Source organism: Methanoculleus sp. UBA291, assembly GCF_002499755.1.
Taxonomy (GTDB): domain Archaea; phylum Halobacteriota; class Methanomicrobia; order Methanomicrobiales; family Methanoculleaceae; genus Methanoculleus; species Methanoculleus palmolei.
On the sequence record NZ_DANC01000034.1, the window covers coordinates 1 to 17,079 of the forward strand.

Consider the following 17,079-nt stretch of genomic DNA (forward strand, 5'->3'; position numbering starts at 1 on the left):
GTGAGTGTCGCGATGGTGCCGGCTGTGGCTGCACAGAGTGAAAAGCACTTTGAAGAAGAATTGCTGCAAAACATGGGTATAAAAGTAAACAGCATTGACACAGAACTGTGTGACTACAAGAAAGTTGGAGACACGATCTTCTTTAATGGAAACGTCAAATTCGATGCAGAATCAGGGATCAGCGGAAAATTTGAGCGAATTTGCGCAGACCAGCAAGTTAGTGGCTATTACTCCGAAAATGGTTCTTACCATATCGAATCGGTTGGTACAAACTATCGTTCGGTAATCGATGCGCAAGTGGTCTCGGAAAGCTCCGATGCTATCACACTCAAAGTTGAGCAGATGGTGGTTAAAAACGGAGTTGTAAAGGCGTCAAGCGATATAGTGACCCTTCCGAAAACCGAGAGTCCTGATATCAGCGATCTTACTAGTACGAGCGATATTGGCCTAACAAGTGATAAAACAAAGATTGACTTCCCGAGTCTGGCCCCATCAGGATCGACTTTAGTTTTCAATGACGTGAAGTATAGCGATCTTATGTGGGGCACTGCTGCTCTTGCAGCAATTGCTATGCTTTTCGGTGTGCTACCCGGAGTAATTCTCAGTTTAGTGGCTGTGGCTCTCCAAGCTATACCTGATCACTACGATTTCGAACCAGGGGATTGTTACCTCGATATCTGGCTTGTTCCCGAACCGCATCCCTCTGCCCCCATACTTGTAGAGGTTGACTATATATACATTTAAACATCCCATTATTTTTGTGGTGATTATGATTCGCAATTATCTGCCGTTGCTATGGAAACTGGTACTCGTTCTTGCGGTAATTCTTCTCGTCGCAAACTTTTACGAATATACACAAAGCGGCCATTATGACTCCCCCAGACAGTGGCTATTTTTTGCCCTTTTATTCACGAGCATCATTATCCGGGTCATCAGTCAAAAAGCCACGAAAAATACCTGATTTTTCATGAGGTCATCCCGATGCTCTTCAGGTTACCCTTGATAAAGTTCCCGCACAATGCACCCCGGCGGAAAGTGTTGAAGACGCTGGAAGCGTTCGTTTTTCGCGTCGTCAGGAGGGCGAACCACATCGCACCTGTCCGCAACAATCCGGACGGCACAACGACGCCTCTCACGATGCCGAATCATCTTAAACTCAAAGGTTCGACCCTGTGAGCCATCTGTACGCAGATCTGTACGCAGGCAGGAATTTCACGGGCGGAGTTCCGGCGGGTGTATGAGCAGGAGCAAGGACAAGATTCTCTTCTCTCCCCTCCCCCCGGGTGCACCTTCTTGCTCCCGTCTTACCCCCGGAGCGGGAATGATTGCTTCGTTTTGTGAGCAGCCGAAGAACATAGAGAAATAGGACGGATATTAAATCCCGCTGGAGGCATTTTCTTCCCCATCCCAGGCCTTGACGCCGGTCACCATATAGTAACTGGTGATCGGACTGACCTTCTGATACCACTTCAACTGCTTACGCTGATTACTGCGAATAGCGCCGAGGTCGTGGATTTTTGCGTTTGAAAAACCGGCATCTACAAAATACTTCAGAGCGCGGTCTTCGGGAACGCCGCCCATGTTCGGAAGAGCCGCCTGCACCGTCTCATCGTATCCGCATACGGCGTTCCTCAACTGAGGAATAAACAACTGTTCCAGTTTCAATCCGAGAGCCCGCCTGAACTTCGTCATGGGCCTTCCGTCGTCCCAGCGTCCGTCGACGACAACGACCATACCGCCTGGTCCGACAACCCGTTTCCACTCGGACAATGCCTTTTCCGGATGGGGGAGCGTCCAGAGCAGGTGCCGGTTCACGACGACGTCGAAGGCGTCGTTTTCAAACGGCGTCTCTTCGGCGTCGCCCCTCTCAAACGTCATGGACAACCCGTTCGCCTTCGCTTTCTCCCCGGCGATCTCCATCATCTTCTCGGAGAGGTCCAGCCCGGTTACCGTATGCCCCATCTCCGAAAGGATCAGCCCCATGGCGCCGGTGCCGCACCCGACATCGAGAACGATTGATCGACGGTCCGGAAGAACTGCAGAGAACGCATCCATCCAGAGTCGTTTTTCGTCAGGGGTCCCGATCCCGTGCGCTACGTGTGAGTCGTAGTGCCAGGACCCTTTGTCCCAGCGGGTGGTGATCCGCTCCTTCAGCGTAGAGTCGTCCATGTCGGCATCACTCCCTTTTAGTTCCGGAGATCGCATAGTATTCCCAGTCGTACCCGAGGTTCTGATACCATTCCTTGCGAGATCTCTGATTTTCACGAATAGTATGCAGCTTTTTTACCGATATATCGGAAAAACCTGCCCTCACAAAAAAGTTCTGTGCCTCATTCATCGAGACTCCGCCCGCATGCGGAAGGGACCCGGACAGTTCTTCGGAATATCCGCTTGCACCCCGCGTATCCGGGTTGAAAATCTTCGATAAGCATCTTCCAAGAGACTGCCTGAATTTTGTGCCCGGCGACCCGTCGTCCCAGAGTCCGTCGATAACAACGACCATCCCGCCAGGTCTGACGACCCGTTTCCACTCGGACAATGCCTTTTCCGGATGGGGTAGCGTCCAGAGCAGGTGCCGGTTCACGACGACGTCGAACGTATCATCCGCAAAAGACAGCGATTCTGCATCTCCTCTTGAAAAATCAACGACAACTCCCCGGGCTTCGGCTTTCTTTCTCCCGACGTCCATCATGCCTTCGGAGAGGTCGATACCTTTCACGATGTGCCCCATTTCGGCAAGAATAAGCGCCATCGCACCGGTACCGCACCCTACGTCCAGAACCTCCCGCGATCCGGAACGGATCAACTCTCGAAAAAGGTCGGCCCAGAGGTCTTTCTCTTCAACGGTCTGTATCCCGTGAGATACATGTGTGTCATAATACTCGGCGTCGGTATCCCATTTTTTGATGATCGCCGATTTGATCTCTGCATCGTTCAATCGTCTCATCCTTGTTCACATCGTTAGAGCGGTTCTATGGGGGTGATGGTGAGATATCCGGCACCCGTCTTCTCGATATCGAGTCGGACGTTATACGCAGCTTCAAGCAATTCGGATCGCAACACCTCATCCGCCGTGCCGTGGGCTCTTATCTTTGCGTCGTGTAAGAGAATAATCGAATCGCTGTACCTGGCGGCCAGATTCAGGTCATGGACAACATAGATGGTGATCACATCGTGGCTGTGCGTGTAGTTGCGGGCAAGGTCCATGATGATGAGTTGATGGCGCAGATCGAGCGCACTGGTAGGTTCGTCTAGGAGGAGAATTTTTGGCCGGGAAACAAGCGCCTGTGCAAGAATAACCAGCTGGCGCTGCCCGCCGCTCAGACTGAAGAACGGTTGTTCGCTCAGGTGCAGGATATTCAATTCCCCAAGGACCCCGGTAACGGCCTGGATCTGTTCGAGAGTGACCTTCCATCTTAAATCGCGCAACAGCCCGATGAGAACCATCTCGAAGACGGTCAGGCGAGTCTGCGTTGAACTCATCTGAGGGACATACGAGATGTCGTCGAACGACAGGGCCCGCGCATTCCCGTCATCAAAGGTGATCGTCCCGGTTCGTTTAATCTGGTTTCCGATTGCTTTGAGAAGGGTGGTCTTGCCGATCCCGTTACGGCCGATAACGGCGGTCATCTCGCCGCTTTTAAACGTGGTGGTGATCTCTTCCAGGACGATATTGTTCCCGAAAGAGACACCCACGTTATCCAGGTCAAGCGTTGTCATTCCCACCTCCTGGTCTTCATGAGAAGGATGAAGAGAGCCGGGACCCCGACAAGCGACGTGACGATCCCCACCGGGATCATCGACCCGCCGCCGATGAGTTTTGCCGTAATCGATGCGGCAAGCATCAGCAGCGACCCGAATATCACTGAGGCGGGTATCAGATACCGCTGATCCTCACCAACCAGGAGCCGTGCACAGTGAGGTGCAACAAGCCCGACAAAGCCGACGGTTCCAATGAAAGAGACGGCTCCCGCGGTGAGGAGGGAGGCGCTCATGAACATCTTGAGCCTGACCGATTCCGTATCGACGCCGAGACTTTTTGCATTCTCTTCGCTTGTGGTGAGTGCGGTCAGCTGCCAGACATACCTGGTGACAAAAATAGCACAGACAACCAGGATACATCCGCTCACGGCGACACTGGTCCACGATGAACGGGTAAGGCTGCCGAACGTCCAGCTTGCTATGAGTTGCGCTACTTCGGCGGATGCTTTGTACTGGAGAAGCTGCTGAAGGGCGACGAAGAAGAAGTTCATCACGATACCGGCGAGAATGATGGTAATTGTCGACATTCCCTTCATTTTACCGACCATGTAGATCGCGAGAGATACCCCGCCGGCAAAAATAAACGCGAGAACAGCGGTCCCGAGCCATAAAATCCCGGCAATGCTGAACCCGGTGAATATTGCGGTTGCAGCGCCGAATGCCGCCCCGGAGGTAAGTCCGAGGGTATACGGACTTGCAAGGGGGTTGTTGCAGATTGTCTGGACCTTGACTCCGGCAAGACCGAGCGATGCACCGACGAAGATGCAGGTAAACGTCATCGGCAGGCGAACAGACCACACGATGGCAGTGCTGGTCGTCTCGCCGTTCGGCCCGTCAAAAAGCGTGGTCACAACGTCATGGATCGGTATCCACGAAGGGCCGATCATAAGGTCCGCCAGGACGAGGAGCACCAGACCTATCAGGCTGCCGATGCAGACTATCGCACGTTTCCGGACGATGGCCTGATAGATCGCCGCTCCGTCTCTGTCCGCCATTGTCTGCCCGACTTACGTTGCATCGAGTTTGATCATGAAGGTGCCCGTGTAATCGAGATCGGGCAGATACTTCTCGTAGAATTCCTCCATAGTCGCCTGCGGATCAAGGTCTTCGAAAAGTTCCGGATACAGCGCTTTGGCGATGTACTGGAGATAGACGTAGTCGATCATGGTACGAAGCCCGCCGTGGTCGATGCCGTATACCTCTCCCTCTTTGACGGCGGTAATCACGTTCCAGCCGGGTCGTTCAGTAAACTTCTTCAGGCGTTCCCGGGCGGTTTCTTCGCTGATGGTGTACCCCATGCGCATCTGGTCCCCGTTGGTATCTCCCGACCAGATCGCTCCTCCAATGAAGATTACGTCCGGATTGGATGCAATGACGTATTCCGGGTTTAAAGAGCCGTATTTTTCAATCTGACCGTCGGCAATGTTGATCCCGCCGGCCTGCGTAGCAAACGACCCCCACATGGTATTGGAGTAGGAGTTTCCATAGTCGCCCGGACCTTTGTTTCCGAGTTCAACGTAGACGGCTTTCTTCTCGACGTTTGCGTCGGCAAGACGTGAGGTAATGTCGTTAACGGCAGCGGTGTATGCCGCGATCTGTTCCTCCGCAACATCTTCCTTGCCGAGGAGCATCCCCAGAATGCGGTTGCTCCGGGTATGCGTCTCAAGGGTGTTCGAGTTGAAGTCGATGACGACGACGTTGATGCCGGCGTTCTCATACGTCTTTACCTGCTCGTTATTGGCGGAATACTGTGACGGGGAGAGCAGCAGGACGTCGGGTTTCAACTGCAGGATCTTCTCGGTGTTCAGGGTATCGTCGTGATAACTTCCTATGTTAACGATCTCGCCGTTTGCTTCCAGAAGTTTCGGGTATGTCGAGGTAAATACCGCATATTCGCCGTATCTTGTGCCGTCCCAGGAATCCATGGCCAGACCGACCAGTTTATCCAGGGCGTCATCGCCGCCGACCATCAGGTAGTTGACGATATAAAACCCGACCGCGATTGTTTCCGGCCGGGAATCAAGCGTCACTTCGCGCCCCGCCAGATCGGTGAACGTGATCTGAGCGTCCGTGTTGTTTGCCGCACTATTCGTAGTAACACAACCGGCCGCCAGCAGACATGCCGTAGTCGTTAAAACAAGAAATATACTCCAGATTCCTTTTACCATAGGTCACCCCGGAAAGAGTCTCCGACATTACAAAACGCCTGAAAATTCATCCTTTCATAATACTGGACACCGAAACTTGCGGTAGATGTAATATCCAGTTTAATTTTCCATGCTATAAATATAACGAATATTTATATGGATATTACTTAATTGAATGGATCTGATGGCTCTGTTGAAATCTCTCCATGATACCCGCTTCCGTCAGGGTGTCCGGAGGTAGCCACCGTCCCTCTCCCGCCGGACGACAGCCCCTTATTACACCATAACGACAATATACTATCATGACCACCGACCGCGAGAGGGCGGCGTTCGAAGCCGGGATCAAACTCGGCGCCCTCTACCACCAGTTCGTTGGGACGCCCATCTCCCGCGAGACGGCCGCGACGGTTGAGACCGCAATTGAGCAGGCCGTCGGCCTTCAGCCCTACGTGACGGGAATCCGCGTCCGGCTGAACCGGGAGATGATGGTCTCGAACCGGTTCGGCTACTCGGAACTTGCCGGGCGGATGTTCGACGCCGAGATCACGACAGAGGTAGGGACGGCCGTCTGCCGGGCCCGGCTGCACCTCGAGAACGACTACCCCATGATGGAGATTCTTGAGATCCATGAAACTCCCCGCGATACCGATCACTGACGACCATATCCACATCGACCCGGCGAACGGCCGGGGCGTCGAGGCCGCGAAGGACTTCCGCCGCAGCGGAGGGACGCACATCTTCCTCGTCTCGAAGCCCTCCTGGTCGTTCGGGATCAAGCCCTCCTCGGGCGAAGACTACCGGGGAGTCTTCCGGGAGACTCTCCGGGTTGCCGATATGGTCCGGGAGGCCGGGCTCGTCGTCTATCCCATCCTCGGCGTCCACCCGGCGGAGATCAGCCGTCTCTCCGAACGGATGAGCCTCGATGAGGCCGTCTCCGTCATGACGGCCGGGCTCGACCTCGCGGCCCGCTACGTCGAGGAGGGAGAAGCCGTCGCCTTAAAGAGCGGGCGGCCGCACTACGAGACGACACCGGAGGTGCTTGCCGCCTCAAACGCGGTCCTCTTCCACGCCCTCGAACTCGGGGCGGCATGCGGCTGCGCCGTCCAGCTCCACGCCGAGAGCGGGCCCTGCACCGACGTCGTCGAGATGGCCCGGCGGGCAGGAATACCGGTTGAGCGGGTCGTCAAACACTTTGCAACCTCCGATACGCCTCTTGCGCCCTCCTTCATCGCACGGCACGAAGATATCCCCGCACTCGCCCGCGCCGGGCGGCTGTTCACCATGGAGAGCGACTACATGGACGAAAACGCACGGCCCGGCGCCGTCCTCGGACCGAAATCGGTCCCGCGGTTCACGCGCCGGTATCTTGAAGAGGGGCTCATCACCGAGGAGGACGCCTGGCGCATCCATGCAGAGGCCCCCTCGCGCACCTATGGCGTGAATATCGTCCTTCCTTAATGGAACAGCGCACCTTTTTGACGACTCCCGTCCAAGAGATCTGCAATGTACCTGAAAGTGCACCACATACCGGGTGCCGGTGACGTGGTGGCCGCCTGCGACTCCGAACTCCTGGATGTCACCCTGATGCATGGAGACGTAGAGGTCTGCATCACCGGAGATTTTTACGGCACAACGCGTGCCGACGAAGAAGAGGTCAGGGGGGCTCTCGCCGGCGCGACAAACGTTAACATTATCGGGAAGCGCGTCGTAGCCCTCGCCGTCTCCATGGGCCTCGTTGCCGAGGGGGACTGCATCATGATCGGCGACGTGCCCCATGCCCAGATATTCAGGATCTAACCCATGACCATCCAGACGAGCATCTGCCCCCGGTGCGGGCAGCCGACCGAGGAAGGGGGACTCTGTCCGCGGTGCCGGGCCGCGGATGTCCGGCTGCTCTCCTGCGAACCCCGCATAACGGCCGTGTACTGCCCGGTCTGCGGGTCGCAGAAGCGCGGCAAGACCTGGTCCGACCTCCGGGTGCCGCGCGAGGACCTCATCGCCGAACTGGCGGTGGCGGCGACGAGCATCCACCTCGACGCAAAGAACCCCCGGGTCACCGTCCGGTCGGAGGAGACCGGGCCGAACAGGACGACCTGCACCGTCGAGGTGGAGGCGACCCTCTACTCCGTCCCGGTCCGGGAGACCTGCCGGGTCGAGATCCTCTGGCAGAAGGAGTCCTGCGACCGATGCAGCCGGATCTCCGGGGGCTATTACGAGGGGATCGTCCAGGTGCGGGCGACCAATAGAAAGATCAACGCCTACGAGCGCGAGGTCGCGACGAGCATTGCAGAGCAGGCCGAGGAGTCTCTCCAGCAGACCGGGGACCGCCTCTCGTTCATCTCGGAACTCGAGGAGTCGAAAGACGGCGTCGACATCACCGTCGGGACGCAGCACCTCGGCCAAGAGATCGCCCGGATGATCACGAGTGCGCTCGGCGGGCGGTTTACGACCCACCCGAAACTGGTCGGCGAGCGGGAGGGAAAAGCCCTCTACCGGGTCACCTACTCCATCCGCCTTCCCTTCTACCAGAAAGGCGACGTGGTGGTCTCCCGGGGCGGCTACTTCGAGGTGCGCGAGATCGACGGGCAGCATCTCCGGGTCTTCGACCTTGCGGACGGCACGACCCGGACCCTCACCGAAGGGGAGGTCGAGCGCCTGATCGGGAACGTCCGTGACGCCGAGTCCGCGCTCGTCGCCTTCACGCAGCCGAACCTCGTGGGGCTTCTCGACCCGAAGACCTACCGGACGCGGGAGGTCGATGCGGTGCCCTGGACCTTCCCGGTGGAGGGACAGCCCATCCGGGTGCTCCGCGACGAGGAGCAGGACCGTCTGGTCATCGTCGGGTGACTGCTGTTGCGTGCGCGGAAGGTGCCGGCGGGCGACCTCGCCGGTCTTTGTGATGCCGGGTGGGTGGACCGCACCCGCCGCCCCTACGTCCGGGACGGCACCGCCTGGGTCCCGGTCAGGGAGGGGTATCCCGCCGACGGGGACCTCCCCGAACGGGAACCGCCTTACCGGGGGCGCGGCTACCACCTCATTGGGGACATCGCGGTCCTTCACGGCGATGCGCCGACGGAGGGGGAACTCGCCGCGATCGTCCGGCACTGCCGCCCCCGGGGGGTCATCCGGGTGAAGGGGTATCTGGGCGCGATGCGCATCCCGGACGTCGAGGTCCTCTACGGCACCGCCGGCGAGGTGCGGCACCGCGAGCAGGGATACACCTTCATCCTCGACCCGACGCGGGTGATGTTTGCGCAGGGAAACCGCACGGAGAAAGCGAGGATTGCCGCTCTCGTCCGGCCCGGCGAGCGGGTCGCCGATATGTTCGCCGGGATCGGCTACTTCACCGTCCCGGCGGCCGCGAGCGGCGCGAGAGTCCACGCGATGGAGATCAATCCGACAGCCTTTGAATACCTGCAGCGAAATATTATGGGAAACCATGTTGCGGACCGGGTTACGGCAGAGATCGGGGACTGCCGGGACCTCCTCTCCGGGGTCTACGACCGCGTCCTGATGGGCCACTTCGACGCCCCGTCGATGCTCGCCGACGCCCTCGCCCATGTCCGGCCGGGGAGCGTGCTCCACGTCCACAGCATCGGCGATGCGACGTCCCGGGTCCGGGAAGAGGCGACGAAGGCCGGGTTCTCGGCGACGGTCGCCTCCCGCCGGGTGAAGAAGTACGGTCCGCATGCATGGCATATGGTGCAGGATGTGACGATAGCGTGACGATACTTTCGGGAAAAACGGTGGTCCTTGCCGTGACGGGGAGCATCGCGGCCGTCGAGACGGTGAAACTCGCCCATGCCCTGCGCCGCAGAGGCGCAACGGTGCAGGCGGTGATGACGGAGGCGGCAGCCGGGATCGTCCACCCCGACGCCCTGACCTACGCGACCGGCCGGCCGGCAATCACGCGGATCACCGGCATCGTGGAGCACGTCCTCTACTGCGGGGAGGGCGGGGCGGCGGACCTCCTTCTCATTGCGCCCGCTACGGCGAATACGATTGGAAAGATCGCCTGCGGGATCGACGACACCCCCGTGACCACCTTCGCCACGACGGCGCTCGGCCGGGGGATGCCGATGGTAGTGGTCCCGGCGATGCACGAGAGCATGTACCGCCACCCGGGGGTTATGGAGAACCTCCGTCGGCTCTGCTCCTGGGGCATCGACGTCGTCGACCCGCGGGTCGAGGAGGGGAAGGCGAAGATCGCCGATACCGAAACGATCGTCCTCCATGCCGAGCGTGCGGTCTCCGGCCGGCCGCTTGCGGGTAAACGCGTCCTGATCACGAGCGGGGCGTGTGCGGAGCCCCTCGACGACGTGCGGGTCCTGACCACCCGGTCGACCGGGCGGATGGGGCGGGAACTCGCGCTTGAGGCCTTCCGGCTCGGCGCCGACGTGACGGTGGTGCACGCGGGGTCGTTCCCGTGCGTACGAAACATCGCTGTCTCGACCGCCGCTGAGATGCGGGACGCGGTCCTCCGGGTCTCCCGGGACGAGGGGGTCGATATCTTCGTCAGCGCAGCCGCGGTATCGGACTTTGCCCCGGAACGCCGGGAAGGGAAGATCCCGAGCGGCACGCCCCAGACGGTCCGGCTCGACCCTCTCCCGAAGGTCATCGACGAGGTGATGGCGACCTATCGCCCCGTGACGGTTGCGTTCAAACTCGGGTGGCACGAGGAGGAGCGGGCGCGGGCGATGCTCGATGCGGGCGCGGCCGTTGTCGTCGTGAACGCCCCGCCGGTGATGGGGGCGGAGGAAGGGTCGTTCTCGATCATGACCGTCGATGGGACCCGGGAAGTCTCCGGGAGCAAAGAGGAGGTCGCGGCGGCGATATGGGCCGGACTGCTGTAGCCTTCTCTCCCGGGCACATCTCCGGCTACTTCAGGCGGGTCGAGGGGAACAGCCCGGAGGTCACCGGGAGCATCGGGGCCGGGATGGTCATCGACGAGGGGGTGCGTTCGGCGGTCGAGGAGGCCCGCGAGACGAGCGTCCGGGTGGTCCGGCAGGGCCGGCAGGGCCGGGCGAGCACCGGGTCGCCGCCGGTCGAGTACGCCCTCGACCGGCTGGGGGTCACGGCCCGCGTCACGACGGAGTGCCGGCTTCCCATCGGAGCCGGGTTCGGGCTCTCGGCGGCGGCGCTTCTCGCGACGCTCACGGCGGCGAATCACCTCTTCGGCCTCGGCCTCTCCGCGGGGGAGGTGGCGGCCTGTGCCCACGAGGCCGAGGTCCTCCACCGCACCGGTCTCGGGGACGTCGCCGCGAGTCAGGCGGGGGGCCTCGTCTGCAGGATGGGTGCCGGCATCCACGCGAAGATCGCCCGGTTCTACCCTGAAGAGCCCCTCTACGCCGTGAGCCTCGGCCCGCTCCCGACCGCATCGGTCCTCTCGTCGGGGGAGGCGATGACGCGGATAGCCGCCGCGTACCCGAACCGCTGCCCGCGTGACCTCGCCGACCTCTGCCGCCTCTCGCGGGAGTTCGCCGAGAAGAGCGGACTCATCGAACCTGCGGTGCGGCGGGTGCTTGCCGCCTGCGACGCGTCCGGGGTCCCGGCAAGCATGACGATGCTCGGCAACGGTGTTTTTGCCTGCGGAGACGGCGCCGGGCGGGTGCTCTCGGGGTTCGGGGAGGTCTACCGCCTGCATGCCGCACGCCGCGGCGCATACTTAATCGAGATGAGATGATGATTCCGAAAGACCATCCACGCTATCGCTCGCTTGTTGCTCGCGAGCGGATGGCCCGGTGCGCCCGTGAAGGCGTCGTCGCCCTGGAAGGGCTCGCGGCACACGGGCGCGGCGAGGCGTTCGACTACCTGATCGGCGAACGAACGACGGCGAGCGCGGCTCTCGCCGAACGGACGGCCGCCGCCATGCTTCTTTCAGCCCGGCACGCGGTGATATCGGTGAACGGCAACACCGCAGCGCTTGCGGCGGCGGAGATTGCAGCGCTCCAGCGGGCAAGCGGCGCCGACGTCGAGGTGAACCTTTTCCACCGGACCGACGAGCGGGTCCGGCTGATCACCCGTCTCCTTGAGGAGAACGGCGTCCGGGTCCTCACGGGGACGCCGGAGCGGATCGTCCCGCTCTCGCACGACCGCGCTCTCAGCCTCCGGGAGGGGATCGGGGACGCCGACGTGGTCCTCGTGCCGCTGGAGGACGGGGACCGCTGTGCGGCGCTCAGGGCGATGGGTAAATCGGTCATCACCGTCGACTTAAACCCGCTCTCCCGGACCGCCAGGACGGCGACCCTGACGATCGTCGACGAGGTGACGCGCGCCCTCCCCGCGATAACCGCGGCGTGCGCCTCTCTCGAACCGGGGGAGGGCGAGCGTCTGGTCGCCTCGCTTGACAATGCCTATCTTCTCCGGGCGGCAATAGATGAGATGAGAGAGAGCTTGAGCCATGCTCTGGAGTGAGGTCTACCGCCCGAAGGGGTGCGAGGGGATCGTCGGGCAGGAGGAGGTCGTCCGCTATCTTGTCTCGTTTGCGGATTCCGGGAGCCTGCCTCATCTCCTCATCTCCGGCCCGCACGGCACGGGGAAGTCGACGGCCGTCGAGTGTCTGGCAAAACGGCTCTACGGCGAGAACTGGGAGGCGAACACGACCATTTTCAGCGCCGCCGATCTCCTCGGCAGAGGGCGGAGCGCTCTTGAGACGGACGAGCGGTTCAGCCTGCTCTACCGCAAAGATCAGAGCCTGATCGTCAACTTCAAGCGGATCGTGAAATGGTACGCCTCGATGCGCCCGCTCGATGCCGACTTTAAACTGATGGTCTTTGAGGACGCCGGGGACCTGACGTTTGAGGCGCAGCAGGGCCTGCGCCGGACGATGGAGCGCTACAGCGCCACCTGCCGGTTCATCTTCGTCACCGTGCGGCCGTCGGCGATCATCCCCGCCATTGCATCGCGCTGTCTGCCGCTCTTCTTCGCCCCACTCGCAAACGAGGTCGTCCGCGACCGCCTCGAGGAGGTCCTCGCCGCGGAAGGGGCCGAGTACCCGGCGGACGACCTCGAGTTGATCGTTCAGGCCGCACGGGGCGACCTGCGGCGGGCGCTCCTCTACCTGCAGATCGCCGTCGGGTCGGGGAAGGACCTCGACCTTGCGGAGGTCTCGCGCTCCGAGACGGAGAGCGTGACGACGTCCGCATTCGACGCGCTCCGGGCGGGGAACTTCGATGCCGCCCGCCGGATCGCTGAAACGCTGATGATCGAGTACGGCCTCTCGGCGCGTGAGGTCGTCCGCGAACTCCGGCGGGTGATCGGGCGCGAGTATAACCACCCCGCCCTCTCCATCGCGCTCGCCGATACGGATTACCGGCTCTGTCACAGCGCAAACGATTTCGTTCAGATCAACGCACTTCTTGCCCGGATTTTCCGGGAGGTGTTCAGTGAGGAAAGTACAGCAACATTATGACGAGGTCGCGGACGTCTACGACGACCGCTACGACGGCCACCGCGGCAGGAGTTACCACCGGCATATCTGCGATCACGTGATGAGCATGCTCCCCGGGAGAGGGTTCCTCCTCGACCTCGGGTGCGGGACCGGGCTTTTTGTGCAGCGCTACGTGGAGGAGGGGGGCCGGGCGGTGGGCCTCGACATCAGCCACGGGATGGTCCGGCACGGGCGGCAGCGCTGTCCGGAGAGCGGGTTCTGTGTCGGGACTGCCGATGTCCTGCCGTTCCGGGACGCCACCTTCGATGCTCTCGCGAGCCTGCTCGCTTTCAGTTACGTCCCGGACCCAGCGGCGATGCTCCGGGAGTCCTACCGGGTCCTCGCACCCGGCGGCCGGATCGCCGTCTGCACCCTCTCGCGGACGGTCTTTACGAGCATCGTCCCCATCGCCTACCATGTGGGGGAGAAGGTCGGTTTAAAAAAGGTGGGCGTGGGGGATTTCGACGAGCACTACTACACCAACGCCGAGATTGCCGGGCTCTTCCGGGAGGCCGGGTTCGAGGACGTTTCGGTCGACCGGTGCTCGTTTGCGCACTTAAACCTCGCGGACCCGCTCTTTAACCTCGCCCGGAAGGTGGAGCCTTTCGTCGAGGAGAACCTCCCCTACCTCGCCTATAACGTCTGTGCGAGCGGGAAAAAGCCGGAAGAGTAGATGTCGGCGGGCCGTCCGTCGCGCCGGCGCCGACTTTTTTTTTACGATCGGGTTACGGTGCAGCAGCGATACGGTTATATCCTGCCTCCCCCGAATTACTTCCCATGGAGCCGGTCGATATCGTCCTGACGAAGGATACGTTCGAGGTTCTCGCCTCGGGGACCCGGCTTGATATTTTAAAGGCGCTACGCACACGCAGGATGACGGTCACGGAGCTCGCGGACGACCTCGACCTCGCGAAGTCCACGGTCCATCACCACCTCCAGAGGCTGGCCGACGCCGGGTTTGTCGCCGCCGGGGAGGACGGTCATGCCTGGGTGTACTACGCGCTCACGCCGGCGGGGCGCGCTCTCCTGCAGCCGCACGGCAGCGCCCGGGTCCGGATCATCCTGACGGCGGGACTGGCGAGCCTCGCCGGAGGGGTCGCCGCCCTCGCGGCCTTCCTGACGGCGCCGGTCCGCGAAGTGCCGATCTTTCCGAGACCGGGCGGCGGCGGCCTCCCGGTCCCGGAGGGGCCTCCCGTGGAACTGCTCATTGCCGGGATCGCTCTGGTGCTTGTCGGTGGGTTTCTGGTGGGGTATGCCTGCATCCGGCGGCGAAACACGCGCGCGGCGGGATCTCTCCCTGCGGACGGAAAAAGCGTTTAGCCTCCATATACTTTTTGGATCTGTTCGACGGGGGTCGAACATTTTCACCGGTTTTATCGTTCCGGGAGGCTGAAGGACTGCTGTAGATGCCGCACGCGGCGCCCGCGACCGACACGGCGTTCATCCGTCGACGGTTCGGGGTTGGGTGCGCTCTGCGTGCCCGGAGGCATCGGTTTCGCCGGTACTCGCGAGAGAGACCCGTTGCGGTCTTATGCCTCCAGTGGCTATGGAGGTTAAAAACAATGAAACTCTATCTCTCGAAGACCGGCGTCCTGCTGGCGGTTCTGCTCGTCATGGGGGCGGTCGCCGCTCCCGTCATGGCGGGGGAGGTGACCAAACAGCTCTCCGTGCCCTACTACGAGCAGGAGGCGTCCTGCTACTGCGGCCCGGCGGTCGCACAGATGTGGATAGACTTCCACAACGGTTACATCTCGCAGGATACGCTATGGAGCAGTATCCAGTCTCACAACCGGGAGGGCTGGCCTCTCTGGTATACCGACCCGGACGGGCTCGCAGCCTGCGTGAGCGACTACCTCAGCAACTTCGTCGCCGAGGATCGCAGGTGGAGTTATTTTGACTCGGCAAACATCGCCATGGCGATGGATATCGTGGACCTGGACAATCCGACGCCTGCGTTGATCTATAATGGGTATCACTGGGTTCTGGTGAAGGGTGTCTCGTACGAGGATTACTACGGGAGTATATACGATGTATATGGCTTCTGGGTGCACGATCCCTGGGAGGACGATATCAACCATGTCAACCGCTACTATTCTACAGATGACTGGAGCGATGTATTCACCCCGGTGGATATAGATGGAGATGAAAGCTACTGGGAGGGATATTGGACTCACTTGCGGGGCTACTGGGGAGCTGACACCGCCAGTACCGCACCTCTGGACGCGGCTTTGGTCTCCAGTCAACCTGTACCTAGGGATGACAACACTACCCGCCCCGCGGTCTGGAGCGACACCCTGGTGCGGCCCACGCCGACCGCAGGCGTCGATCGCGAGACCTACTATGACCAGATGACCGCATATTACGAAGCCGTGGCGAAAAACGTCACCCTGATGGCCGATGAGGAAGACGATATCCCCCTGACCGAGGATACCAACCTCGCCGCGTTTGCCCGGCAGGAGATGAACAGAATCAAGATCTTCCAGGAAGAACTTGAAGGTGCGATCCCAGGAGAGTCAGTCTTCGTGCACTCGCTGGATGAGAAGCGGCACGATTACTACCTGATTCCCTTTGAGCGGGACGGTTACGTCACTGTCGTCGCACAGGTCTCCATCAAAGGAGATGTCGCAGATTTCAGTAGCGCATTTTCCCCGACTCCAGGGACACAGAAGACACAAAACGTGATCCGTCCGACGCTGGAGGAGGCACGAGCAATCCTCGCGGAAAACGGCTATGATGGCACCCTGCCTGCCCGGCTGGTCTGGAAGTTCTGCGAGCAGACCCAGTCCTCGGCCGTTCCCGTCTGGGAGTTTACCGTGGACGACGGGGATACGGTCTACGTCGGCTACGCTCCCTGGAAGGATCAGGTCGAGTTCTACGAAGAATTGACGATGAAGAAGATCGCGGGATGATACAGGGCCTTATTTCCCCGGTGACTTCATCCTCTCCTTTTTTGGGCTGAAATTTAATTCGTGGAGATGCTACCCCTGAGAATCAGGCAACGCCGCACCCCCTTCGGGACTAATGATCTTGGTGGTGGCGGGTTCCCCGACCCAGCGAGAAGTGAAGATCGCGTTCATATACATTCCGGACCTGTTCGACGGGGGTCGAACAGTTTCGCCGGCTTTATCGTCTTTCTGCAGAGAGAATCCATGTGGATGCCCGGGGCTGCCCGGTCTCGAAGGTTTCCGGCCTTTTCCTCCGATGCGATCCACGGGAGAGAACGATGAAAAGACTATTGATATTCTCCGGAATAGGCATTCTGGTTCTGGCGCTCATTCTCGCAGGACTGAGCGCTGCCGGTACCGCACCTCTGAACACGACTTCGGTCTCCGGCGGACCCGTAGCGGGGGATACAGGCACCGCCCGTCCCGATACGCCGGACGGCGCCGGCAACAACCTATTCGCGTTCGACCTCTACCGCCGCCTCGCGGCCGATCCGGCGCATGCGGGAGGCAACCTCTTCTTCTCGCCCTACAGCATCTCGTCGGCCCTTGCAATCACCTACGAGGGCGCCCGCGGCACGACCGCCGACGAGATCGGGGCGGTGCTGCACCTTCCAACGAACGACACCCTCCGGCGGGAGGGGTTTGCCGCGATCGACGCCGGGCTGAACCGCGGGAGCGGTAACTACACTCTCCGCACCGCAAACGCCCTCTGGGCGGAGGAGACCCATTCGTTCCTCCCGGAGTATATTGAGACGGCCGCCCGCTGGTATGGGGCAAACGCAACGAGCCTCGACTT

19 protein-coding genes are annotated in these 17,079 nt (G+C 60.8%); 14 read left to right on the top strand and 5 right to left on the bottom strand.

Features of this window, described 5'->3' with window-relative positions:
- A partial coding sequence (locus BP737_RS08215; protein WP_292408454.1) for a hypothetical protein occupies positions 1–744 on the top strand: 744 nt, incomplete at its 5' end.
- Between the two features lie 630 nt (positions 745–1,374).
- Here the strand turns inward: BP737_RS08215 and BP737_RS08220 are convergent.
- From BP737_RS08220 to BP737_RS08240, 5 genes are read right to left on the bottom strand one after another with little or no spacing between them, the layout of a single operon-like run.
- Positions 1,375–2,169: a class I SAM-dependent methyltransferase gene (locus tag BP737_RS08220; protein ID WP_292408457.1), complete on the bottom strand. Its 795-nt coding sequence runs from the start codon at positions 2,167–2,169 to the stop codon at positions 1,375–1,377.
- Positions 2,170–2,176: 7 nt separating this feature from the next.
- Positions 2,177–2,947 (bottom strand): class I SAM-dependent methyltransferase, encoded by a 771-nt coding sequence (locus BP737_RS08225; RefSeq protein ID WP_292408460.1) that lies wholly within the window; start codon positions 2,945–2,947, stop codon positions 2,177–2,179.
- A 14-nt stretch (positions 2,948–2,961) separates the two neighbouring features.
- Positions 2,962–3,720 (bottom strand): ABC transporter ATP-binding protein, encoded by a 759-nt coding sequence (locus tag BP737_RS08230; protein WP_292408463.1) that lies wholly within the window; start codon positions 3,718–3,720, stop codon positions 2,962–2,964.
- Complete coding sequence (locus BP737_RS08235) at positions 3,717–4,757, bottom strand: FecCD family ABC transporter permease (protein WP_292408466.1); 1,041 nt, start codon at positions 4,755–4,757, stop codon at positions 3,717–3,719. Before BP737_RS08235 ends, BP737_RS08230 begins: the two co-directional genes overlap by 4 nt.
- 12 nt (positions 4,758–4,769) lie before the next feature.
- A complete protein-coding gene (locus BP737_RS08240) occupies positions 4,770–5,930 on the bottom strand; it encodes an ABC transporter substrate-binding protein (protein ID WP_292408468.1) in 1,161 nt (386 codons plus the stop codon).
- A 281-nt stretch (positions 5,931–6,211) separates the two neighbouring features.
- On the opposite strand from BP737_RS08240, the gene BP737_RS08245 reads away from it, so the two are divergent.
- From BP737_RS08245 to BP737_RS08305, 13 genes are all read left to right on the top strand, one after another.
- Positions 6,212–6,565, top strand: coding sequence for a dihydroneopterin aldolase family protein (locus BP737_RS08245; protein WP_292408471.1), 354 nt, complete (start codon positions 6,212–6,214; stop codon positions 6,563–6,565).
- Positions 6,537–7,367 carry a TatD family hydrolase gene (locus BP737_RS08250; protein WP_292408474.1) on the top strand — a complete coding sequence of 277 codons (831 nt, stop codon included), beginning with the start codon at positions 6,537–6,539 and terminating at the stop codon, positions 7,365–7,367. Before BP737_RS08245 ends, BP737_RS08250 begins: the two co-directional genes overlap by 29 nt.
- Before the next feature lie 45 nt (positions 7,368–7,412).
- On the top strand, positions 7,413–7,706 hold the full coding sequence (locus tag BP737_RS08255; protein WP_292408476.1) for a DUF424 domain-containing protein: 294 nt from the start codon (positions 7,413–7,415) through the stop codon (positions 7,704–7,706).
- Between the two features lie 3 nt (positions 7,707–7,709).
- Positions 7,710–8,756, top strand: a complete 1,047-nt coding sequence (locus BP737_RS08260) for a 60S ribosomal export protein NMD3 (protein WP_292408479.1) — start codon at positions 7,710–7,712, stop codon at positions 8,754–8,756.
- A 6-nt stretch (positions 8,757–8,762) separates the two neighbouring features.
- The gene (locus BP737_RS08265) at positions 8,763–9,635 is read left to right on the top strand and encodes a class I SAM-dependent methyltransferase (protein ID WP_292408481.1); all 873 of its coding nucleotides are present in this window, start codon (positions 8,763–8,765) and stop codon (positions 9,633–9,635) included.
- Positions 9,632–10,762 (top strand): bifunctional phosphopantothenoylcysteine decarboxylase/phosphopantothenate--cysteine ligase CoaBC, encoded by a 1,131-nt coding sequence (gene coaBC, locus BP737_RS08270; RefSeq protein ID WP_292408484.1) that lies wholly within the window; start codon positions 9,632–9,634, stop codon positions 10,760–10,762. The genes BP737_RS08265 and coaBC overlap by 4 nt, the downstream gene beginning before the upstream one ends.
- Positions 10,744–11,592, top strand: coding sequence for a pantoate kinase (locus BP737_RS08275; RefSeq protein WP_292408487.1), 849 nt, complete (start codon positions 10,744–10,746; stop codon positions 11,590–11,592). The genes coaBC and BP737_RS08275 overlap by 19 nt, the downstream gene beginning before the upstream one ends.
- Positions 11,592–12,323, top strand: coding sequence for a 4-phosphopantoate--beta-alanine ligase (locus BP737_RS08280; RefSeq protein WP_292408552.1), 732 nt, complete (start codon positions 11,592–11,594; stop codon positions 12,321–12,323). Before BP737_RS08275 ends, BP737_RS08280 begins: the two co-directional genes overlap by 1 nt.
- Positions 12,310–13,320, top strand: coding sequence for an AAA family ATPase (locus BP737_RS08285; protein ID WP_292408490.1), 1,011 nt, complete (start codon positions 12,310–12,312; stop codon positions 13,318–13,320). The genes BP737_RS08280 and BP737_RS08285 overlap by 14 nt, the downstream gene beginning before the upstream one ends.
- Positions 13,295–14,011 (top strand): class I SAM-dependent methyltransferase, encoded by a 717-nt coding sequence (locus BP737_RS08290; RefSeq protein ID WP_292408493.1) that lies wholly within the window; start codon positions 13,295–13,297, stop codon positions 14,009–14,011. Before BP737_RS08285 ends, BP737_RS08290 begins: the two co-directional genes overlap by 26 nt.
- 104 nt (positions 14,012–14,115) lie before the next feature.
- Complete coding sequence (locus BP737_RS08295; protein ID WP_292408496.1) at positions 14,116–14,658, top strand: winged helix-turn-helix domain-containing protein; 543 nt, start codon at positions 14,116–14,118, stop codon at positions 14,656–14,658.
- A 242-nt stretch (positions 14,659–14,900) separates the two neighbouring features.
- Entirely contained in the window at positions 14,901–16,247 is a 1,347-nt protein-coding gene (locus tag BP737_RS08300; protein WP_342686107.1) for a hypothetical protein, read from the top strand.
- A gap of 314 nt (positions 16,248–16,561) precedes the next feature.
- A partial coding sequence (locus BP737_RS08305) for a serpin family protein (RefSeq protein WP_342686108.1) occupies positions 16,562–17,079 on the top strand: 518 nt, incomplete at its 3' end.

Bases quoted from the DNA above. Each gene is read 5' to 3' on its own strand.
- BP737_RS08295 (WP_292408496.1), top strand. From the start codon at position 14,116: ATGGAGCCGGTCGATATCGTCCTGACGAAGGATACGTTCGAGGTTCTC.
- BP737_RS08245 (WP_292408471.1), top strand. From the start codon at position 6,212: ATGACCACCGACCGCGAGAGGGCGGCGTTCGAAGCCGGGATCAAACTC.
- BP737_RS08300 (WP_342686107.1), top strand. From the start codon at position 14,901: ATGAAACTCTATCTCTCGAAGACCGGCGTCCTGCTGGCGGTTCTGCTC.
- BP737_RS08235 (WP_292408466.1), bottom strand. From the start codon at position 4,757: ATGGCGGACAGAGACGGAGCGGCGATCTATCAGGCCATCGTCCGGAAA.
- BP737_RS08260 (WP_292408479.1), top strand. From the start codon at position 7,710: ATGACCATCCAGACGAGCATCTGCCCCCGGTGCGGGCAGCCGACCGAG.
- BP737_RS08275 (WP_292408487.1), top strand. From the start codon at position 10,744: ATGGGCCGGACTGCTGTAGCCTTCTCTCCCGGGCACATCTCCGGCTAC.
- BP737_RS08285 (WP_292408490.1), top strand. From the start codon at position 12,310: ATGCTCTGGAGTGAGGTCTACCGCCCGAAGGGGTGCGAGGGGATCGTC.
- BP737_RS08220 (WP_292408457.1), bottom strand. From the start codon at position 2,169: ATGGACGACTCTACGCTGAAGGAGCGGATCACCACCCGCTGGGACAAA.
- BP737_RS08230 (WP_292408463.1), bottom strand. From the start codon at position 3,720: ATGACAACGCTTGACCTGGATAACGTGGGTGTCTCTTTCGGGAACAAT.
- BP737_RS08255 (WP_292408476.1), top strand. From the start codon at position 7,413: ATGTACCTGAAAGTGCACCACATACCGGGTGCCGGTGACGTGGTGGCC.
- BP737_RS08250 (WP_292408474.1), top strand. From the start codon at position 6,537: ATGAAACTCCCCGCGATACCGATCACTGACGACCATATCCACATCGAC.
- BP737_RS08280 (WP_292408552.1), top strand. From the start codon at position 11,592: ATGATTCCGAAAGACCATCCACGCTATCGCTCGCTTGTTGCTCGCGAG.
- BP737_RS08240 (WP_292408468.1), bottom strand. From the start codon at position 5,930: ATGGTAAAAGGAATCTGGAGTATATTTCTTGTTTTAACGACTACGGCA.
- BP737_RS08225 (WP_292408460.1), bottom strand. From the start codon at position 2,947: ATGAGACGATTGAACGATGCAGAGATCAAATCGGCGATCATCAAAAAA.